This window comes from Candidatus Gastranaerophilales bacterium, assembly GCA_028693235.1.
Classification (GTDB): Bacteria; Cyanobacteriota; Vampirovibrionia; order Gastranaerophilales; family Gastranaerophilaceae; genus JAQUVW01.
Genome location: JAQUVW010000001.1, coordinates 456,539 through 473,976, shown reverse-complemented (window position 1 = coordinate 473,976; position 17,438 = coordinate 456,539). Strand labels below are relative to the sequence as shown.

Here is a 17,438-nt window from a genome sequence, read left to right as displayed (position 1 = left end):
TTAAATAAAATTCAATGAATTAGACTGAAAATATAGCACATGATATAATCATTTTATGAAAAAAACTTTTTACATTATTTTGATTTGCATAATTTTTGCGTCATTATTTCTTTATACTTCAAAAGATAATGGTAAATATAAAATACTTGGCTATGAAGATGCCGCTCATTTATATCTTGATTTAAACAAAAACAATCAAATTGAAGAAAACGAGCTTGTTGACATCAAGGATTGCATTCCTGTTTCCGTACAGGAAAAACGAACTCCAAATTTAAATCTAACACCTATTCAAAAATTATACCTTGAGTATAAGTTTAAAGAATGGGCAGACAAAAATCTTATAAATAAGAAAGTCATCTTGATTAAAGACAATGATGACTGTATATCTTTTTATATTGACAATATTGATTATCGAATTTTTATAATTAAAAATGGATTTGCTCAAACCGATAATAAATCATTATTAAAGAATATAAAAATTGACGAATTAAAAAACATTTTAACTCAAATTGAAGCCCAAAATTACGTTGTGGTAAACCTCAAATCAAACAAATATCATAAACTAGATTGCCCCCTTATTGCAAAATTACACAACTATAAAATTGTCCCGTTTATTGAGGTCAAAGGGATATCAACCCCATGTAAATTATGTCATAGCCATAAAAAACACAACAAATCTCACCACTTTAATTATAAAATATATCCCACAAAATACCCTTCGTCCTATTCCATTGACAATATTTTTACTATATTTTTTATAAATTTCAACAATTTGAAACACCCATATAACGATTGTAAAATTCCAGCATGCAAAGCGTTACAGAAAGAGATAAACGAAGCTCAAAGAAGCATCGATTTTGCCGTTTATGGAATTCAAAACGAACCTCAAATTCTTAATGCTTTAATAAAAGCTCAAAAAAGAGGCGTTAATATCAGGTGGGTAACAGATTACACACCAAATAATGATGAATATTATAAAGATAATGAAAAAGTAATGAAGTTATTACCTTTATATAACACAGATAAAACATCAACTCCGTCAGCTATAATGCACAACAAGTTTTTTATATTTGATAACAAAAAAGTATGGACAGGGTCAGCAAACTTAACATCTACAGACCTATCTAATTTCAACGCAAACTACGTAGCACTTATTAATTCTCCTCAAGTATCAGCCTATTACAAAGCTGAATTTGAAAAAATGTATAATGGTACTTTTCATAAAGCAAAATCACATACAAGTACAAACTATATTTACCTCAACAAATCACTGATTGTCAAACCTTTATTTTCACCCAAAGCCTCAACTACAGAAAATATCATTATACCTATTATCGATAACGCAAAAAGCTACATCTTTATGCCAATATTCTTTTTAACAGATAAAAGAATTGCAGAGCATTTGATATCTGCAAAAGTAAGAGGCGTAGACATAAAAATAATAATGGATGCAACTAATGCAAACGGTAAATATAGCCTCTGCAAAACACTTAGACTAGCTAAAATACCTACAAAAGTTGAAAATAAAGCAGGTAAAATGCATATGAAAGCAATTATCGCAGATGACAAATATTCCATAATTGGCTCAATGAATTATACTAAAAGCGGAAACCAAATAAATGATGAAAATACTCTTGTTATAGAGAACTCAGACATTGCAAAATATCTAAAAGGAAGTTTCTTGATAATGTGGAACTCAATACCTGAAAAATATCTTTATCTGTCACCTTCAGCAGAAAGCTTCGCATCAATCGGCTCTTGCAATGACGGGATAGATAATGATTTTGACGGCAAAACTGATAACTTAGACGAAGGCTGTTTCCCTTTTTCTAAAAAGTAACTAACCCATAATTTACAGGCGTAATATTATCCGCCGGAGCTAACGGCTTTGTCGTATCTACTTTCGGGAACAACTTTTGAAGCTTTTTATCTATATCAAAGTGACGTTTGTTCTTTTTATTCAAGTTTTCAGGATTTTTCAAAACTGCTTTTTTAAATTTAACATCAGAACCTTCTGTTCCTACCATCATAGAAAAAAGCATCATTGTTGACTGCCTGTAAGCATCATATCCTAAAGTTACTTTTGCATAATCAGGTCCAACACTTACCAAAAAGCGAGCTTCTTGCAACATATCATTTTCATAATTGTCTTTCAACAAAGCTAATGAAGACAAGAAGCCAAGTGTCAAATATTTATTAATTTTCAAAGACTCAATTAAAACGACATTGGATTTGCCATACATATACTCATCAAACAAAAATGGCGAATGTCCTGCCACAGCTGATTGGTAATAGATTAAAGACTGTGCCCATTTCTTATATGTAGTTTGAAAAGCAGGTCCCAATCTTGCGATACCAACTGTATCACCGGTTGTGTATAGAGAAAGAGCTGTTTGTGCTACAACATTCATATTAAAATTGAAATCTTTTTTTTGATTTGTATAAGAATATATAGGCTTCCAAGATTGAGTCATCCATCTGGCTCTACCTTCAAAATCACGGAATTGCTTGTTTTCATCGACAAAAAGGCCGGCATTTATCCTTTGAGCAAAATTCACCCCTAAATCTTTATTTTCATAGATATTATCATATTGTAATTGGGTACCCCATCGAGGCATTCTATAGCCTAAAAACCATTCGTCATTATAAGCATTTTGAGAATAACTTAATCTTAAATTCTTAGTAATTTTTTGCTCACCTCTGACAACGAAAGAATCGGCTGCAGACCCATAAGCAATTTCTGTAACATTATGAGGATTTCTGTATCTTGCAATACCTCCGACGCCAAGTTCACTATCGCAATAATTCAACAATGGCACCAATTTCAAAGTAGAAGTGCCTGGTAAATCCAATGCAATACCGGGACCGGCAAACATTCCCAACTCAGAAACCTGACCAAATTCCGGAATATTTGTTTCAACAAATTGTTGCTCTTTATCAGAAATAAATTTCATATTCGGTGCACTTCCGATTCGTAGATTTTTCATATACAAATCGCCGTTTTTTACAGTCATGTAATTATGCTCATCACGAGAATCTATTATGATTGTCTTAGCCTTAATTTTATAAGTACCTCTATCAGGTATTCTATCTTTAGCTGCGTTAGCTTCAGAATTTAATCCAAGCCCCATTCCACCAGGGTTGATGAGTGAGCCAAAGGAGGTAGCACCAAAACGCAAATCATAGTTTTTTATAATTTTTGCAACCCCATCAAATTCTTCAATTCTGTCGGAATAAATGTATCCTTCATTTGCAGATAATCGAACCATGAAATTTTTGGTAACAGGGTGAGTAAGCCAGCCGTTATACTGCCCAAAATTCAAATTGACGAAATCACCGTCAGTGACCATATCTCCATTGATTATCTGAACGTTATCATAAGCTTTTACGGTATTTAAATCATGATTATAAACTATTTTATTTGCCTTAATGACTAAATTTTCTTTTTTCATTGTTAAAACAGCATTACCCAAAGCTTCCATTTCAAATCTATCAGGGTAATAATCCATGTGATCAGCGTCAAGAGTTATTTCAGATTTTTCTTCTTCTTGGGTTTGAACTTGATTTTTTTTAGATTTTTTCTTTTTCTTCTCCGTTGCAGCTTTCAATTTTATAACTTTCTTGTCAGCTTTAGTCGTTTTAACCGGAGATTGAACTTCATTTGCAGGCAAATTTTCTTCAACAAAATCCGCAGCAAAAGACTCAGATGCAAAGCAACAAGCAATAAATAATATTAAAAATATAGAAAATAAGTTACGTTTCACTGAAAACCTCTTATATATAATTTAAAGGATTAGTTGGTTGACCGTTGACCCGAACTTCAAAATGGCAGTGAGGTCCGGTGCTGTAGCCTGTAGAGCCCTCATAAGCAATAACTTGCCCTTTAGAAACATAATCGCCATTATTAACCGCAAATCCCGATAAATGTGCATACAAAGTGGTAGTACGTACTCCATTATAACGACCATGGTCAACAATTACAACTTTGCCATAACCGCCATACCATCCTGAGTAAATAACCTTGCCTGAGTTAGATGCCCTGATTGGACCTCCGTATCTGCCACCGATATCAATTCCTGAATGGAAAGTTCTGCTTTTGAATATAGGGTGAACTCTCCAACCGAATGGAGAGGTAATCGGACCTGCTATTGGTTTTATAAAGCCCGATGTAACTCTGATATCGTTACTGTAGGATTGACGTTGAATCATATTTTGTAAATTTGCAGATTGTCTTGCCAATTCTTTTTCTGAACGCTCATAAGCCTTTCTGTCAGTTCGCAATTTTTGAATCATTGTAGAATTTTTATCGATTGCAGTCTGAATTGAAGCCTGTTCATATCTCATAGTTTGAACAGCACCTTGAAGTATTTTTCGTTGTTCTTCTGCTTGGGCTTTAAGCATAGCTATTTTTCTCGCTCTTGCTTTTACGTAAGCCAATCGTTGTTTATCTTGCTTTGCAATTATACTTTGATAATAAACTCTATCTAAAAGCTGATTTAAATCCTTTGTAGAGAATATCCACTGAATAAGCCCATAACGTTGTTTTTTATAAATTTGACGAATTCTATTTCTACTTTTAAATTCCGTATAAGAAAAAGCCGCCATTGAGCGTGACAACTGGCTTTGAAGTTCAGTCAAACGTGATTGTGCATTTGTATATTCTGATTTCGAAACAGAAAGATTTTTTTGATTTTGTTCAAGTTTAAGCTGATTTCTGTATAATTTGTTTGTTTCAGCACTTTCTAATTTTTTTAATTTTATGATTTTTGCACGAGTTTCTTTTCGTTTTTTTTCTATATGGTTTCTTGTAGTATTAGCAAAAGCTTCCAGCCCAATGGAACTTGCCAAAAATATAGCAAGCAACATTGATGTAAAAAATTTTTTCTGACTGCCTGAAAGCATAATAAATTCCCGTAAAATTAGTGATGAGATGCAAGAACAGCAATTACGATAGGACCAACTGTCCACATTACGAAACAAAATGCTATCAACAATATTATAAATTTTTGATTATTTCTAAAAAATTCCATCATGATTTTTCTCTCACCTAAGTCCCTATTAATATTTTACCCATAAAATACGCAAGTGCAAATATATTAACATAGTTAAAATAAAATTGAGACCAATATTTACAGTTTTATAACTGAGAATATAAAATCCGATTTTGAGTAACTGAAATCTCAGACTTACAATCAAAACAATCCCTAGGCAATTCATCAACAACCAATTCTTGAGGTATTAAAATCACCTTAGGAACAGCCTTTTGCAAACCAGCAACAAATCTATCGTAATAGCCTTTTCCATACCCTAACCTATAGCCTTTTTTGTCTGCCATTAGAGCAGGCATAATAATTAAATCAAGCACACCTAATTCTTTTAACGGGCTTCCTGTCGGCTCATAAATACCAAAAGAACTAACAGTAAATTGACCTTTTTCATATGGACAAACTTCCATCAAATCACCCCGAACCCTCGGTATGTATATATTTTTCTCAGCAATGTTTAAAATTTGTTGAGTTATAACCTCATTGCCAAAAGAGTTATAACAAAATATATTTTTTGCACTAATAAAACATTCTAAACCAAAGAGGTTATTGACAATTTTTTCGCTGATTGAAACTATATCCAGTCCTGAACGGATATTTTTAGCTTTTTTTCTTAACAAAAGTTTTTCTTGCATAATTTCATATTATAACAAAAAAGCCCCAATATAAAATTGAGGCTTTTAAGAAATTTGATAAACAAATTATTTAATATTTGAGAATGTCCAAGCGTCGTAGTTTGGATTTTCAGCAATTTTAATATCGCCGTTCAAACCACCATCTTTAGGATCTTCATGAGCAATTGGTTTATACAATCTGTTGTAATATTCAATTACCATTCTATCAGAATTGAAGTATGCTTCAGATGTTCTGATTGCTTGACGCATCATTCTAGCCCATTCTGGCTTATTATCATAGTATGTAGGAATAATTTGATTTTCAATTATGTCCATCATACATTGATGATCTTTCCAGTGTCTTTCTTCCCATGGAATATCGTCATCTAGACCGGGGTATTCAATAGTATAACCATTAATTCCCGGGAAGGTACCTTCAACAGTCCAACCATCAAATGTTGACAAGTGCAAAGCACCATTCATATTAGCAGACATGCCTGAAGTACCTGAAGCCTCAAAAGGTCTCAACGGAGTGTTTAACCAAACATCAGTTGCCCTTTTCAACTTACCTGATAATTCAAGTTCATAACCTGCCAAAACAACAACATTTTTCATATTTACTGATTTATGTAGAATTTTGTTGAACATTTCACGGCCCATAACATCATCGGGATGGAATTTGCCGGCGAAAATCAACTGAACTTTGTTAGCATCCAGAAGTTTAGAAATTCTGTCTTTGTCCATAAGGATAAGCCATGCTCTCTTATAATCAGCAAATCTTCTTGCCCAAGTAATTGTTAAAACGTTTGGATCAAGCCTTTTGCCAGTTGTATTCGCAATATAGCTGAAAACTTCTTTTTTCATCTCAAGTTTTGCATTTAGCAAATCTTCAGAAGTTTGAGCATTCCCAATTCTTTTATCTTGCCAATAGTGCAAGTTTACAGCGTTGGTAATAGCTCTAATCGGGCAACGGCCTTGAACCCATTCCCACATTTTGTTAGCAACCAACCCGTGTAATTGAGAAACAGCATTAGCTATTCTACTCATTCTAAGAGCTGCAACTGTAAGAGAGAAGTGTTCTCCGCCAAGTTCAATAGCTCTTTCTCTAGAGCAGCCTGAGAAGAAGCCACCTTCAAGTAAAGTGTCAACCCAATGAACTTCGTTACCGGCAGCTACCGGAGTATGTGTAGTAAATACTGTTTTACGTTTAACTTGGTTCAAATCGCCATTGTACTGTTTCAAAAGTTCAAAAGCGGCAGGAAGTGCATGACCTTCGTTCAAGTGAATACAATCGAAATTGTATCCGACTTTTTGAAGCAATCTGACACCGCCTATACCAAGAATAGTTTCTTGAGCAATTCTGATTCTTTCATCACCATCATATAATTTGTGAGAAATACTTCTAGCCCATTCTGAATTTTCTTCAATATCAGTAGTTAATAAGTAAACAGGGCAAGTTCCGAATAAAGACGGATCGACTTTGTAAGCCTTAACTTTTACTGTTTCACCAAATACTTCTACGTCAACTGACATGTCTAAATCTGTTAAAAAGTCATAATGTTTTCTAATGTAAGCAACTTCTACGTTTCCTTCGTGGTCAATTCTTTGATTGTAATAACCATAAGACCACAACATAGTGACACCCACCATAGGCATTTGTAAGTAACCGGCTGATTGCATGTGCGAACCTGCCAAGAACCCCAAACCACCTGAATAAGTGCATAGCGATTGGTCCATTGCTATTTCCATTGAAAAATATGCTACGTTTGGTAATCCCATAGTTCTCCTTTGCATTTTTTCTTTAACTATCTTCGTTGAACTTTATACCAACAACATACCATGAACGCAAGAATTTTTCTAACTCCATCTGTATAAAGATAGTTACAATGTATTACCCCTATTGAATTAGACAACCAATTACTATAGATGTAACGATATCTTAAAATAACTATTTTTTGGCTACTTTAATGGAAATATTAACACATTTTACATAAATTTACAAAGCTAAAATACCCATGTAAAACATGAAAAATATATGCAATTTGATGTAGGCGGATTAATTTATTTAGAGTATAATATTAATAAGGAGCAGATATGGGTATTTTAGATAACTTTTTTAAACCTAAAGATAAAAAATCTGAAAAAAAGCCGGACCCTCATCACAGAGAAAAATCAAAAGGACTTTTAATCAGCAAACTCAAAGACAGAGGCTTTACAAGGCTGGAAGTTAAAGAGGTGTTGGATATCATTTCGCTTGCAGAAGCCGATATTCAAGTTTTGAAAGATTCTATCGGTGAAGCAAAAGCTAATGAAAATTCAGTTAAAATCATGGCGAAAGTCATGAACGAAATAAAAAGTCGTCAAACTGAGATGTCTGAAGAAATTAAACAAAAAATAATCCAAATTCAAACCAGAAAAGCTGCTTATAAGAAAGAATTATCATGAAACTAGCTGTTTTTGACTTTGATTCTACATTAATGGACGGCGAAACCATTGAGTTCTTAGCCAATGAATTTGGTATTCAAGAAAAGGTTAAAGCCATTACAACTCAAGCTATGGAAGGCAAATTAGACTTTTTTGAAAGCTTGACTCAACGTGTTGCTCTACTAAAGGGACTAAAAGAAACAAGAGTAAAAAACATTTGCGAAAATCTTCCGTTCATGCCCGGAGCCAAAGAAACCATATCTGAACTAAAAAAAGCAGGATATACAGTAATTTGCTTTTCCGGAGGTTTTAAAACAGCCACAGTGCCTGCTAAATCACTTCTGGGATTAGATGGGGAATTTGCAAACGAGCTTCATTTCAAAAACGGCGAAATGACAGGGCTCGTCGGTGGCGAGATGATGTTTTCACATAGCAAAGGGCAGATGATACAAACTTTACAAAACATATTAAAAGTAACTCCTAACAACACCATAGCAGTCGGAGATGGTGCTAATGATTTAAGCATGTTTAAACATGCTGACACTCGTATTGCTTTTTGTGCTAAAGAAATTTTGAAACGAGAAGCTACAATAACAATTGAAGAAAAAAATCTTACCAAAATTATAGACAATATATTATAGTCACTCTACCACTGAAACATTTAATATATAGCAATCATCTTTAATCTCAACAATTGCCCAACTCAAAACATTATAATTAAATGTTTTTAAATTTTCATCAATATATAGAGAAGTCAAATTATCTGTTTTTTTAATTTTGACTATTTTATTTTCTATCATTATTCTACCGTAACTGATTTCGCTAGATTTCTAGGCTGGTCGACATCTTTACCTAAGAACTCAGCAATGTAATAAGCCATCAACTGCAATGGTACATTAGCTATTATCGGGGACAATATTTCAGAAACTTGAGGAATTCTGATAATTGACTCAAATAAATTCTCTAATGCTTTATCTTCTGATGAAGTCAAGGCTATGAGTCTTGCATTGCGAGCTTTTGCTTCTTCTGAATTTGATAATATTTTTTCGTACGTAATATGCCCCGGAATTAATATAGACAAAACAGGCATGGTTTCATCAAGCATAGCAATAGGACCATGTTTTAGCTCACCTGCTGCATATCCTGTTGCATTAATATAGCTGATTTCTTTTAACTTCAAAGCCCCTTCAAGAGCAGTCGGGAGGTTAATGCCTCTTGCTATATAAATAAAATCTTTTGTATTAGCAAATTTTTTGGCACATTCTTTGATTTGGTCTTTTGAGTTTAGAATTTGTTCAATTTTTGCAGGAATTTGAATTAATTCTCTTTTTAAATTTTTCAAATAATCTTTATCTAAAGATTTTTTAATTTCAGCAAGATGTATTGCTAACAAGTAGAATGAAATTAACTGTGCGGTATATGATTTTGTAGCGGCGACACTGACTTCAATACCTGCAGAAACTGGAATCAAGCTATCCGCATAACGAGCCATACTTGAATCGGGTCTATTAGTAATAATTAATACATGAGAGCCTTTTTCTTTTGCTTGACGAATTGCCGTAATAGTATCAGCGGTTTCACCTGATTGAGAAACTCCGACAACAAGAGTTGAAGCATTAGTAACTGTTTTTCTGTATATATATTCACTAGATGGCTCAACGTCAACAGCTATACCTGTAAAATCTTCTATAATATACTTACCGACCATTGCCGCATGTAAAGATGTTCCACAAGCAATAATTTCAATTCTGTTCAAGTTTTTGAGTATATCTTGGTTTAATTTTACCTCGTCTAAATTAATCGGGGCATCAATATCATACAATTTCCCGTTCAAAACATTTCTTATAACATCAGGTTGCTCATGAATTTCTTTAAGCATAAAGTGTTTAAAGCCCATTTTACTAAGTGCAATAGGCTCCCAAGGTAACATTTCTACTTTTTTAGAGACTTCTTCACGCTCTAAAGTAGATATATTAACAGAGTCTTTTGTAACAACAGCAACTTCATTATCATCAAGATAAATAGCTTTTTTGGTATGTTCAATAGTAGCCGGAATATCACTTGCAATAAAGTTTTCACCTTCACCAACTCCGATTAAAAGCGGAGCATTTTTTCTTATGCCGACAATTTTATCAGGTTCATCTTTATGCATTACACACAAAGCATAAGCTCCTTGAAGTTGAGGTATTGCATTACGTACAGCCTGAGTCAACGAATTTGTTTTACCGTATTCATAAGCTATAAGGTGAGCAATTGTTTCTGTATCTGTTTCAGAGCGGAATTCACAACCTTTTTTTATCAATTCGGCACGGAGTTCTTTAAAATTTTCAATAATTCCGTTATGAACAAGAACCAACTTGCCACATGAGCAAGTATGAGGGTGAGCATTAAGCTCAGTCGGAGCACCGTGAGTTGCCCATCTAATATGTCCAATGCCGGCAGTAGGAGCTTTTATTTCATTTTTTGCGTTTTCCATGACTTCCCGCAAATTTTGAAGTTTACCGATAGCCTTATAGACCTTGATATCACCTTCGTCATTAATTGCAATACCGGAGGAGTCATAGCCTCTGTATTCCAAACTTGTCAATCCATCCAAAAGAACCTTAACAACAGGTTTAGGTCCGATATATCCTACGATTCCGCACATAAGTAAAAATCCTCACTCTAAAATTTATTTAATAATTATACCCGATTAAAATAAAAAGCAATATTAAATCTTTATAAAGATTAATTGAGTTAATACATTTCAATAATATTTTTAACCGCTTTTTCGCCTAAATCAAGTATTTCAAGCATTTCAGACTTGTCGTAAGGGTTCCCCTCAGCAGTTGTCTGAAACTCAATAATTTTACCACTTTTTGTCATAACAATATTGCTGTCGACTTGAGCGTTTGAATCTTCTGAATAATCCAAATCAAGTTTTACTTCACCACCAACAATACCTGCTGAAACAGCAGCTATCGGTTCAAGAATAGGACTTTCGGACAACAAACCGGCTTGTAATAGTTTGTCAACTGCTATTTTAAGAGCCACAAATCCACCACAAATACTAGCACATCTGGTTCCGCCATCTGCTTGAATAACATCAGCATCAATTGTAATAGTTCGTTCGCCCAATTTTGCTAAATCAACGCAAGAACGCAAACTTCTTCCTATCAATCTTTGAATTTCTTGAGTTCTTCCTGAGATTTTAGTTCTTTCACGTTGACATCTGGTATTTGTCGCAGAAGGAAGCAATGAATATTCAGCTGTAACCCATCCTCTTTTGTCTTCTTTGTCCATCCAGCGAGGCTTCTGCTCGTCAACTGAAGCTGTTACAATTACTCTTGTTTCGCCACACTCAATTAACACTGAACCCAAGGCATGTTTTGTAAAACCTTTTGTAATTTTAAAAGGTCTTAATTCACTGTTTTTTCTTGCATTATATCTTACTGACATATAATCCTCTTTTCTTATCTATTTCTTTATGATAAATTTTTCATGTATATATTATATAATAATATATAAAAATGGGACGGATTAATTAAATCAGTAAGGCAAAGTATGAACAAATTTTATTTAACAACAGCTATAGATTACGTAAATGGTGCACCTCACATCGGTCACGCCTATGAAAAAATAATGTCAGATGTAATTATAAGACACCAAAAACAACTTTTAGATGATGTATATTTTTTAACAGGCACCGACGAGCACGGGATTAAAATACAAAAAACCGCAGAAACAAGAGGCATAACGCCAAAAGAACTATGCGATGAAAATAATCAAAAATTCGTCGACGCTTGGAAAGAACTCGAAATAGATTACGATAAACTAATTAGAACAACGGATGAAGACCATAGGGAAATCGTTCAAAAAATATTTAAAAAACTTCTTGAAAACGGCGATATTTATAAACATTCTTATACAGGTTTATATTGCTCAGGTTGTGAATCATTTTTAAACGCAAGAGACCTTACAGAAGACGGCTTGTGTCCTGACCACCAAAAAAAGCCCGAGGAAGTAAAGGAAGAAAATTATTTCTTTAAATTAACAAAATACAAAGACAGAATTATTGAACATATTAAAAATAATCCAACTTTCTTGCAACCAGCCTTTAGAGCCAATGAGGTTTTGAACCAACTTGAAGATATAGAAGATATTTCTGTTTCAAGAGCAAAATCATCAGTTTCCTGGGGAATCCCTGTTCCGGGTGACGACAGCCAAATAATTTATGTTTGGATTGATGCATTGTCAAACTATATTACAGCACTCGGCTATGATACTGAAAATCCGTCTGATAGATTTAAAAAATATTGGCCTGCTGATGTTCAAGTAATTGGCAAAGATATCATAAAATTCCACTCTATATACTGGATTGCAATTCTTATGGCACTAGGCATTGAGCTCCCAAAAACAATATTGGGACACGGCTGGATTACAATCGATGAATCAAAAATGAGCAAATCAATCGGTAACGTCATCGCACCTCACGATGTTATTGAACACTTTGAGATGAATAACTCTGACGCCTTGAGATACTATATGATGGCTTGTGCTCCTTTTGGAAAAGACGGAAATTATTCCGATTTGGATTTCAAAGAAAAGGTAAACGCCGACTTGGCAAACAACATCGGAAACCTTTTAAATCGTACATTAAATATGCTTGTTAAGTATTTTGACGGAGAAATCAAACCTGAATTTAAAACGACAGAAGACTCAACAATTGCAGTTCTTGCAAAAAATGCTGTCAACACTGTTAATGAATATTTTGAAAAACATCAAGTGGCAGAAGCAGCAGATTCAATAGTAGATTTTTCTAACGCAGTAAACAAATATGTAACAGACAATGCACCTTGGGGACTCGCTAAAGAAGAAAAAATGCAAGAATGTGCAAATGTACTATACAATACACTTGAAGCAATGCACTACATTGCGGTTATGATATATCCTTATTGCCCTAACATAGCAAAAGATATTCTTCAACAATTAGACCTTCCTGTTGATTTCAAATTAGCAAATCTAAAATGGGGAGATTTAAAAACAGGCATTATAACCGATAAATCAAAAATCAAACCTGTATTTTTAAGACTCGACTCTGAATTTGCGACCGACAAGAAAAAAGGGAAGTAAGAATTGATACCACTTGAGCTAAAACAATTCTATAACACAACGAAAACTATGCTTGAAAAAGCAAAGGAGTATCTTTGACCTTCCTTTAACAGAAAAAAATGTCGTAGAACTTGAAAGAAAACTCCAAAATCCTGAAATTTGGAACGATACAGATGCCTCTACTAAAATTTCACAAGAACTAAAAGAAAATAAAGATACTATTACTCAAATTGAAAATTGGGAAACCATATTGAGTGATATTGAAGTTATGTTTGAACTTTTTGAAGAAACTCACGATAATGAGCCTCTTGAAGAAGCTGAAAAAAGAATAAAAATTCTCAACAAAGAACTTGAAAAATGGGAAATTGAAAAAACGCTTGGCGGAGAATACGACAAATCTGACGCTATCATATCAATCAACGCAGGAGCAGGCGGCACAGACGCTCAAGATTGGGCTCAAATGCTACTCAGAATGTACACAAGATGGGCAGAATCTCGCAACTGGAAAATCGAGCTCATAGAACGCTCCGATGGAGAAGAAGCAGGCTTAAAATCAGTTACTATAAAAATTTGCGGCAAATACGCTTTCGGCTTGGCAAAAGCAGAAAGAGGAGTCCACCGTCTTGTCAGGATATCGCCTTTTAACGCAAATGGAAAAAGGCAAACAAGCTTTGCAAGCCTCGAAGTCAGCCCGGTAATAGAAGATTTCAGCAAAAAAATAGAAATTCCCCAAGAAGATTTGGTCGTAGACACAATGCGTTCAGGTGGTGCCGGCGGTCAAAATGTCAACAAAGTCGAAACTGCCGTAAGAATTTTGCATAAACCAACTGGCATTGTCGTACGCTGTCAACAACAACGTTCACAACTTCAAAACAAAGAAACAGCAATGCAAATTCTTGCCTCAAAATTACTTGCAATTAAGCAGGCTGAGCACGAACAAAAATTATCAAAACTAAAAGGCGAAAATGTCGACATAAACTTTGGCTCGCAAATTCGCTCATACGTATTCCATCCGTACAAAATGGTCAAAGACCACAGAACGAACCTTGAAATAGGTAACGTAGACTCTGTAATGAACGGAGAAATAGAGCCTTTCATCGATTCATATCTAAAACAATTTAGCAAATAACATTTATTGTAAACTTTTGTTACTAAAACGCAAATAAAAGTATATACTGTATCAATATATTTGACACACTTTCCTTTATTAATATAAGAGAGCCATATAACGAAATTATAAGAGGTAAAAGAAGAGTATGTCATTGAATAAAATTCCATTGACGAATTTGAAAACACTTGAAGATATCAACAAAGCATCTGATTCATTAAAAGCTACAGATGCTGAAATCGATACTGATATTTTCTCAGGATTAACTAAAAGCAAATTTAACAGCTTAGTTAAGAAAAACGCAAAAGGCTCAAATTCACAATCAATTTTTTACCAAAATATAAAAGCAGTTGGAGCTGATAATGTTTTTACAGCCCTTGACTCAAACAATGACGGAAAATTATCTCAATCAGAAATTTCTAAATATAGCGGAAAAGATAAAAAATCAGATTCTCTAAACGGCACAGAGCTAAAAATAGCACTCCACGATGTAATCGGCAAAGCACTTGACTCATATAAACCTGCAAAATCATCTTCAAGCAGCTCAACAAAAAGCACAGGGAAAAAATCATTCGCAAAACAATTAGAAGAAGGAATGAACGAAATTCGCTCATTTATAAATTCAGCAAAATCAAGCTCAACATCAAACGGCTCATACTCATCTTCAGGAGCTCAAGGTGGACAAACAGTATCATCAAGCACTTCTGCAACCGGCAAAGCTGCTGCATTAATCGCTAACGCAAGAAAATACTTGGGCTACAATGAAGCTAACGGCTCATACAAACTATTTACAAATGGCAGAGTTGAACACTGGTGTGCAGACTTTGTAACATATATCGCAAAACAAACGTATGGTGGTAGCCTACCTTCAGGATTTGGCTCTCCATCTGTTTCAGAACTATGGAACTGGGGTAAAAGAAACGGCAAAACCGTAGCTGTAAATAACGTTCAAGCAGGTCAAGTCATGATTCAAAAAAATAATGGGGCATCTCACACAGGCTTAGTTACAAAAGTAGACAGAGATTCATCAGGAAACGTAGTTGCAATCCACACTATAGAAGGAAACACAAGCGACACTGTAGCTGAAAGAACTTACCAAAGAGGAAGTTCCGGCTTCAACAAGATAACTTGCTTCGTAAGCATAGCATAAGCATTAAACCCATTTGTAAACTAATGTAAATAAAATATATATTACAGATATATTTTGTCAATATTTTCAAGGTTCCTTACTTTATTAATATATAAAAGTGAGGATTAAAATTTATGTCATTGGATAAACTAAAATTAACAAAATTACAAACACTGGAAGATATTCAAAATGCAACCGACAGCATTAAAAAGACATCAACTGACAAATCTAACGTAGATATTAATATCTTTTCAGGAATGACAAGTGATGAATTTTCTAAGCTTGTAGATAAATCAAGCAGCGAGAAAGCATCGGACTCAATATTTTATCAAAATATTAAAGATATAGGCACTGATGATGTGTTTAGTGCGATAGATACAAACAACGACGGAAAACTCGATGACAATGAGCTTTCTAAAGTTGCCGGCTTAGATTCAGACAAAAAAGGATTTTCCACACAAGAACTTAAAGTTGTTTTACACGACGTAATTTCAAAAGCACTTGACGCATTAAATATAGAAGCACCAAATGTTGAAGATGCACTAAACGCAACATTACCAACAGGTAATGACTATTACAACATGCCTGCCTCCGGCGGATACAGTGCACCATCTGGTTCAAGTGCAAATCAAGTTTACGGAAACAACGGCACCTCTGGAGCCAGCTCAACAGAAGGCTCTGATGCAACTGACGGCAACAAGTATTCAGGAATGAATCTTGAAGAATTAAAATCAGAAAAATCAACTGTTGAAAATGATATAAAAACTGCAGAATCAGAGGTTAAAACAGCTAAAACAGACGTTGAAACTAAACAAAAAGCTCTTGAAACAGCAGAAAAAGAATATGAAGATATTGAAAAGCAAATGAACGGTAAGGATTCAGCTTTATCAAAAGCTGTTGAAGCCGACAACACAATTGACAGTACAAAAAAAGAAGAATTTGCAAAAACTGACAAAGAAATAGCTGAAAATGATAAAAAGAAGACTGAAAACGACAAAGCAATTTCTGAAAAAGAATCTGCAATTTCTGAAAATGATTCAAACTTAGATAAAGCAAGAACAGACATTGCGGACAAAGATTCATCAATCGCGGACTTAGAATCTGCTGTGTCAAAATTAAACTCTCAAAAATCAGACTCAAAAGAAGGTTCAGATAAAGAATCTGCAACCGCTGAACTAACTCAAAAACAAGCAGCTTTGGCTCAAGCAAAACAAGAACGTGAGGAACTTGTTAAAAAAAGAGACGAATTAACTAAAAAACAAGAAACATTGAAAAGCGAACTTGATAAGCTAAAAGAAACTCAAAAAACAATAGAAACCGAAAAAAATAACTTATTAAGCGAAAAACAAAAAAGTGCAACTTCTTTGGCATTGAACAGCACTAATCCATTAACACAAACTGCAATTAAAAATTTCAATGACATAAAAGCAAAATACGACAAAGCTCAAGAGGCTAAAAACACAGCCCAAAGCGACCTTGACAAAGCAAAAGAAACTTTAGAAACGAGTCAAACAAAACTTGATGAGAAAAAAGACGCACTCAACGATATCAATACCCAAATCACAAAAAAAGAATCAACAACTTCATCAGAAGAATTGATTGAAAATGCAAAAAAATATTTGGGCTACAACGAAGCAAACGGTTCATACAAACTATTCACAAACGGACGTACAGAAGCTTGGTGTGCAGACTTCGTTTCATACGTTGCAAAAGAAACCTACGGTGACAAATTGCCAGAAGGATTTGGTTCTGCATCCGTTTCAGGCTTGCAAGAGTGGGGCAAAAACAACGGAAGAACAGTGGGTAAAAATGACGTTGAGGCAGGTCAAGTTATGATACAAAAGAACAACGGAGCATCTCATACAGGGCTTGTTACCAGCGTTGAACGTGATTCATCAGGAAATATCACCGCTGTCCATACGATTGAAGGTAACACAAGCAACACTGTAGCTGAAAGAACTTACCACCCTGGAGATTCAGGGTACGAAAAAATCACCAGTTACGTTTCAATTAATTAAAATTCAAAA

At 34.3% G+C, this 17,438-nt stretch carries 14 protein-coding genes; 7 read left to right on the top strand and 7 right to left on the bottom strand.

Features of this window, described 5'->3' with window-relative positions:
- Positions 1 to 55: 55 nt before the first annotated feature.
- Positions 56 to 1,840 carry a phospholipase D-like domain-containing protein gene (locus PHV37_02405; protein MDD3236934.1) on the top strand — a complete coding sequence of 595 codons (1,785 nt, stop codon included), beginning with the start codon at positions 56 to 58 and terminating at the stop codon, positions 1,838 to 1,840.
- Here the strand turns inward: PHV37_02405 and PHV37_02400 are convergent.
- The 4 genes from PHV37_02400 to glgP all read right to left on the bottom strand — a co-directional run bounded on the left by PHV37_02400 (position 1,830) and on the right by glgP (position 7,438).
- Positions 1,830 to 3,764: a hypothetical protein gene (locus PHV37_02400; protein ID MDD3236933.1), complete on the bottom strand. Its 1,935-nt coding sequence runs from the start codon at positions 3,762 to 3,764 to the stop codon at positions 1,830 to 1,832. The genes PHV37_02405 and PHV37_02400 overlap by 11 nt on opposite strands.
- 10 nt (positions 3,765 to 3,774) lie before the next feature.
- Positions 3,775 to 4,902, bottom strand: coding sequence for a peptidoglycan DD-metalloendopeptidase family protein (locus PHV37_02395; protein MDD3236932.1), 1,128 nt, complete (start codon positions 4,900 to 4,902; stop codon positions 3,775 to 3,777).
- Positions 4,903 to 5,137: 235 nt separating this feature from the next.
- Entirely contained in the window at positions 5,138 to 5,680 is a 543-nt protein-coding gene (locus PHV37_02390) for a 5-formyltetrahydrofolate cyclo-ligase (GenBank protein MDD3236931.1), read from the bottom strand.
- Positions 5,681 to 5,746: 66 nt separating this feature from the next.
- Positions 5,747 to 7,438, bottom strand: a complete 1,692-nt coding sequence (glgP, locus tag PHV37_02385; protein ID MDD3236930.1) for an alpha-glucan family phosphorylase — start codon at positions 7,436 to 7,438, stop codon at positions 5,747 to 5,749.
- Between the two features lie 315 nt (positions 7,439 to 7,753).
- Here glgP and PHV37_02380 point away from each other — a divergent pair, with 315 nt between their 5' ends.
- Together PHV37_02380 and serB are read left to right on the top strand one after the other, a co-directional pair.
- A complete protein-coding gene (locus PHV37_02380; protein ID MDD3236929.1) occupies positions 7,754 to 8,104 on the top strand; it encodes a hypothetical protein in 351 nt (116 codons plus the stop codon).
- The gene (serB, locus tag PHV37_02375) at positions 8,101 to 8,724 is read left to right on the top strand and encodes a phosphoserine phosphatase SerB (GenBank protein ID MDD3236928.1); all 624 of its coding nucleotides are present in this window, start codon (positions 8,101 to 8,103) and stop codon (positions 8,722 to 8,724) included. Before PHV37_02380 ends, serB begins: the two co-directional genes overlap by 4 nt.
- On the opposite strand, the gene PHV37_02370 is transcribed toward serB, so the two are convergent.
- The 3 genes from PHV37_02370 to rph all read right to left on the bottom strand — a co-directional run bounded on the left by PHV37_02370 (position 8,725) and on the right by rph (position 11,521).
- A complete protein-coding gene (locus tag PHV37_02370; protein MDD3236927.1) occupies positions 8,725 to 8,883 on the bottom strand; it encodes a hypothetical protein in 159 nt (52 codons plus the stop codon).
- On the bottom strand, positions 8,883 to 10,730 hold the full coding sequence (glmS, locus tag PHV37_02365) for a glutamine--fructose-6-phosphate transaminase (isomerizing) (GenBank protein ID MDD3236926.1): 1,848 nt from the start codon (positions 10,728 to 10,730) through the stop codon (positions 8,883 to 8,885). The genes PHV37_02370 and glmS overlap by 1 nt, the downstream gene beginning before the upstream one ends.
- An 89-nt stretch (positions 10,731 to 10,819) precedes the next feature.
- A complete protein-coding gene (gene rph, locus PHV37_02360; protein ID MDD3236925.1) occupies positions 10,820 to 11,521 on the bottom strand; it encodes a ribonuclease PH in 702 nt (233 codons plus the stop codon).
- Positions 11,522 to 11,626: 105 nt separating this feature from the next.
- On the opposite strand from rph, the gene metG reads away from it, so the two are divergent.
- From metG to PHV37_02340, 4 genes are all read left to right on the top strand, one after another.
- Positions 11,627 to 13,195 carry a methionine--tRNA ligase gene (gene metG, locus PHV37_02355; GenBank protein MDD3236924.1) on the top strand — a complete coding sequence of 523 codons (1,569 nt, stop codon included), beginning with the start codon at positions 11,627 to 11,629 and terminating at the stop codon, positions 13,193 to 13,195.
- A gap of 6 nt (positions 13,196 to 13,201) precedes the next feature.
- Positions 13,202 to 14,303, top strand: a protein-coding gene (gene prfB, locus PHV37_02350; GenBank protein MDD3236923.1) for a peptide chain release factor 2 whose coding sequence is annotated in 2 segments (ribosomal slippage) — positions 13,202 to 13,270 and positions 13,272 to 14,303 — 1,101 coding nt in all. Because the reading frame shifts where the segments join, the coding sequence is not laid out codon by codon here.
- A 127-nt stretch (positions 14,304 to 14,430) separates the two neighbouring features.
- Positions 14,431 to 15,432: a CHAP domain-containing protein gene (locus tag PHV37_02345; protein ID MDD3236922.1), complete on the top strand. Its 1,002-nt coding sequence runs from the start codon at positions 14,431 to 14,433 to the stop codon at positions 15,430 to 15,432.
- A gap of 113 nt (positions 15,433 to 15,545) precedes the next feature.
- Entirely contained in the window at positions 15,546 to 17,429 is a 1,884-nt protein-coding gene (locus PHV37_02340; GenBank protein ID MDD3236921.1) for a CHAP domain-containing protein, read from the top strand.
- The last annotated feature ends 9 nt before the right edge of the window (positions 17,430 to 17,438 follow it).

What these genes read in the sequence shown, in the direction of transcription:
- rph (MDD3236925.1), bottom strand. Translation starts at nt 11,521, where the DNA reads ATGTCAGTAAGATATAATGCAAGAAAAAACAGTGAATTAAGACCTTTT.
- PHV37_02380 (MDD3236929.1), top strand. Translation starts at nt 7,754, where the DNA reads ATGGGTATTTTAGATAACTTTTTTAAACCTAAAGATAAAAAATCTGAA.
- PHV37_02395 (MDD3236932.1), bottom strand. Translation starts at nt 4,902, where the DNA reads ATGCTTTCAGGCAGTCAGAAAAAATTTTTTACATCAATGTTGCTTGCT.
- metG (MDD3236924.1), top strand. Translation starts at nt 11,627, where the DNA reads ATGAACAAATTTTATTTAACAACAGCTATAGATTACGTAAATGGTGCA.
- PHV37_02340 (MDD3236921.1), top strand. Translation starts at nt 15,546, where the DNA reads ATGTCATTGGATAAACTAAAATTAACAAAATTACAAACACTGGAAGAT.
- PHV37_02405 (MDD3236934.1), top strand. Translation starts at nt 56, where the DNA reads ATGAAAAAAACTTTTTACATTATTTTGATTTGCATAATTTTTGCGTCA.
- glgP (MDD3236930.1), bottom strand. Translation starts at nt 7,438, where the DNA reads ATGGGATTACCAAACGTAGCATATTTTTCAATGGAAATAGCAATGGAC.
- PHV37_02370 (MDD3236927.1), bottom strand. Translation starts at nt 8,883, where the DNA reads ATGATAGAAAATAAAATAGTCAAAATTAAAAAAACAGATAATTTGACT.
- glmS (MDD3236926.1), bottom strand. Translation starts at nt 10,730, where the DNA reads ATGTGCGGAATCGTAGGATATATCGGACCTAAACCTGTTGTTAAGGTT.
- PHV37_02390 (MDD3236931.1), bottom strand. Translation starts at nt 5,680, where the DNA reads ATGCAAGAAAAACTTTTGTTAAGAAAAAAAGCTAAAAATATCCGTTCA.
- serB (MDD3236928.1), top strand. Translation starts at nt 8,101, where the DNA reads ATGAAACTAGCTGTTTTTGACTTTGATTCTACATTAATGGACGGCGAA.
- PHV37_02345 (MDD3236922.1), top strand. Translation starts at nt 14,431, where the DNA reads ATGTCATTGAATAAAATTCCATTGACGAATTTGAAAACACTTGAAGAT.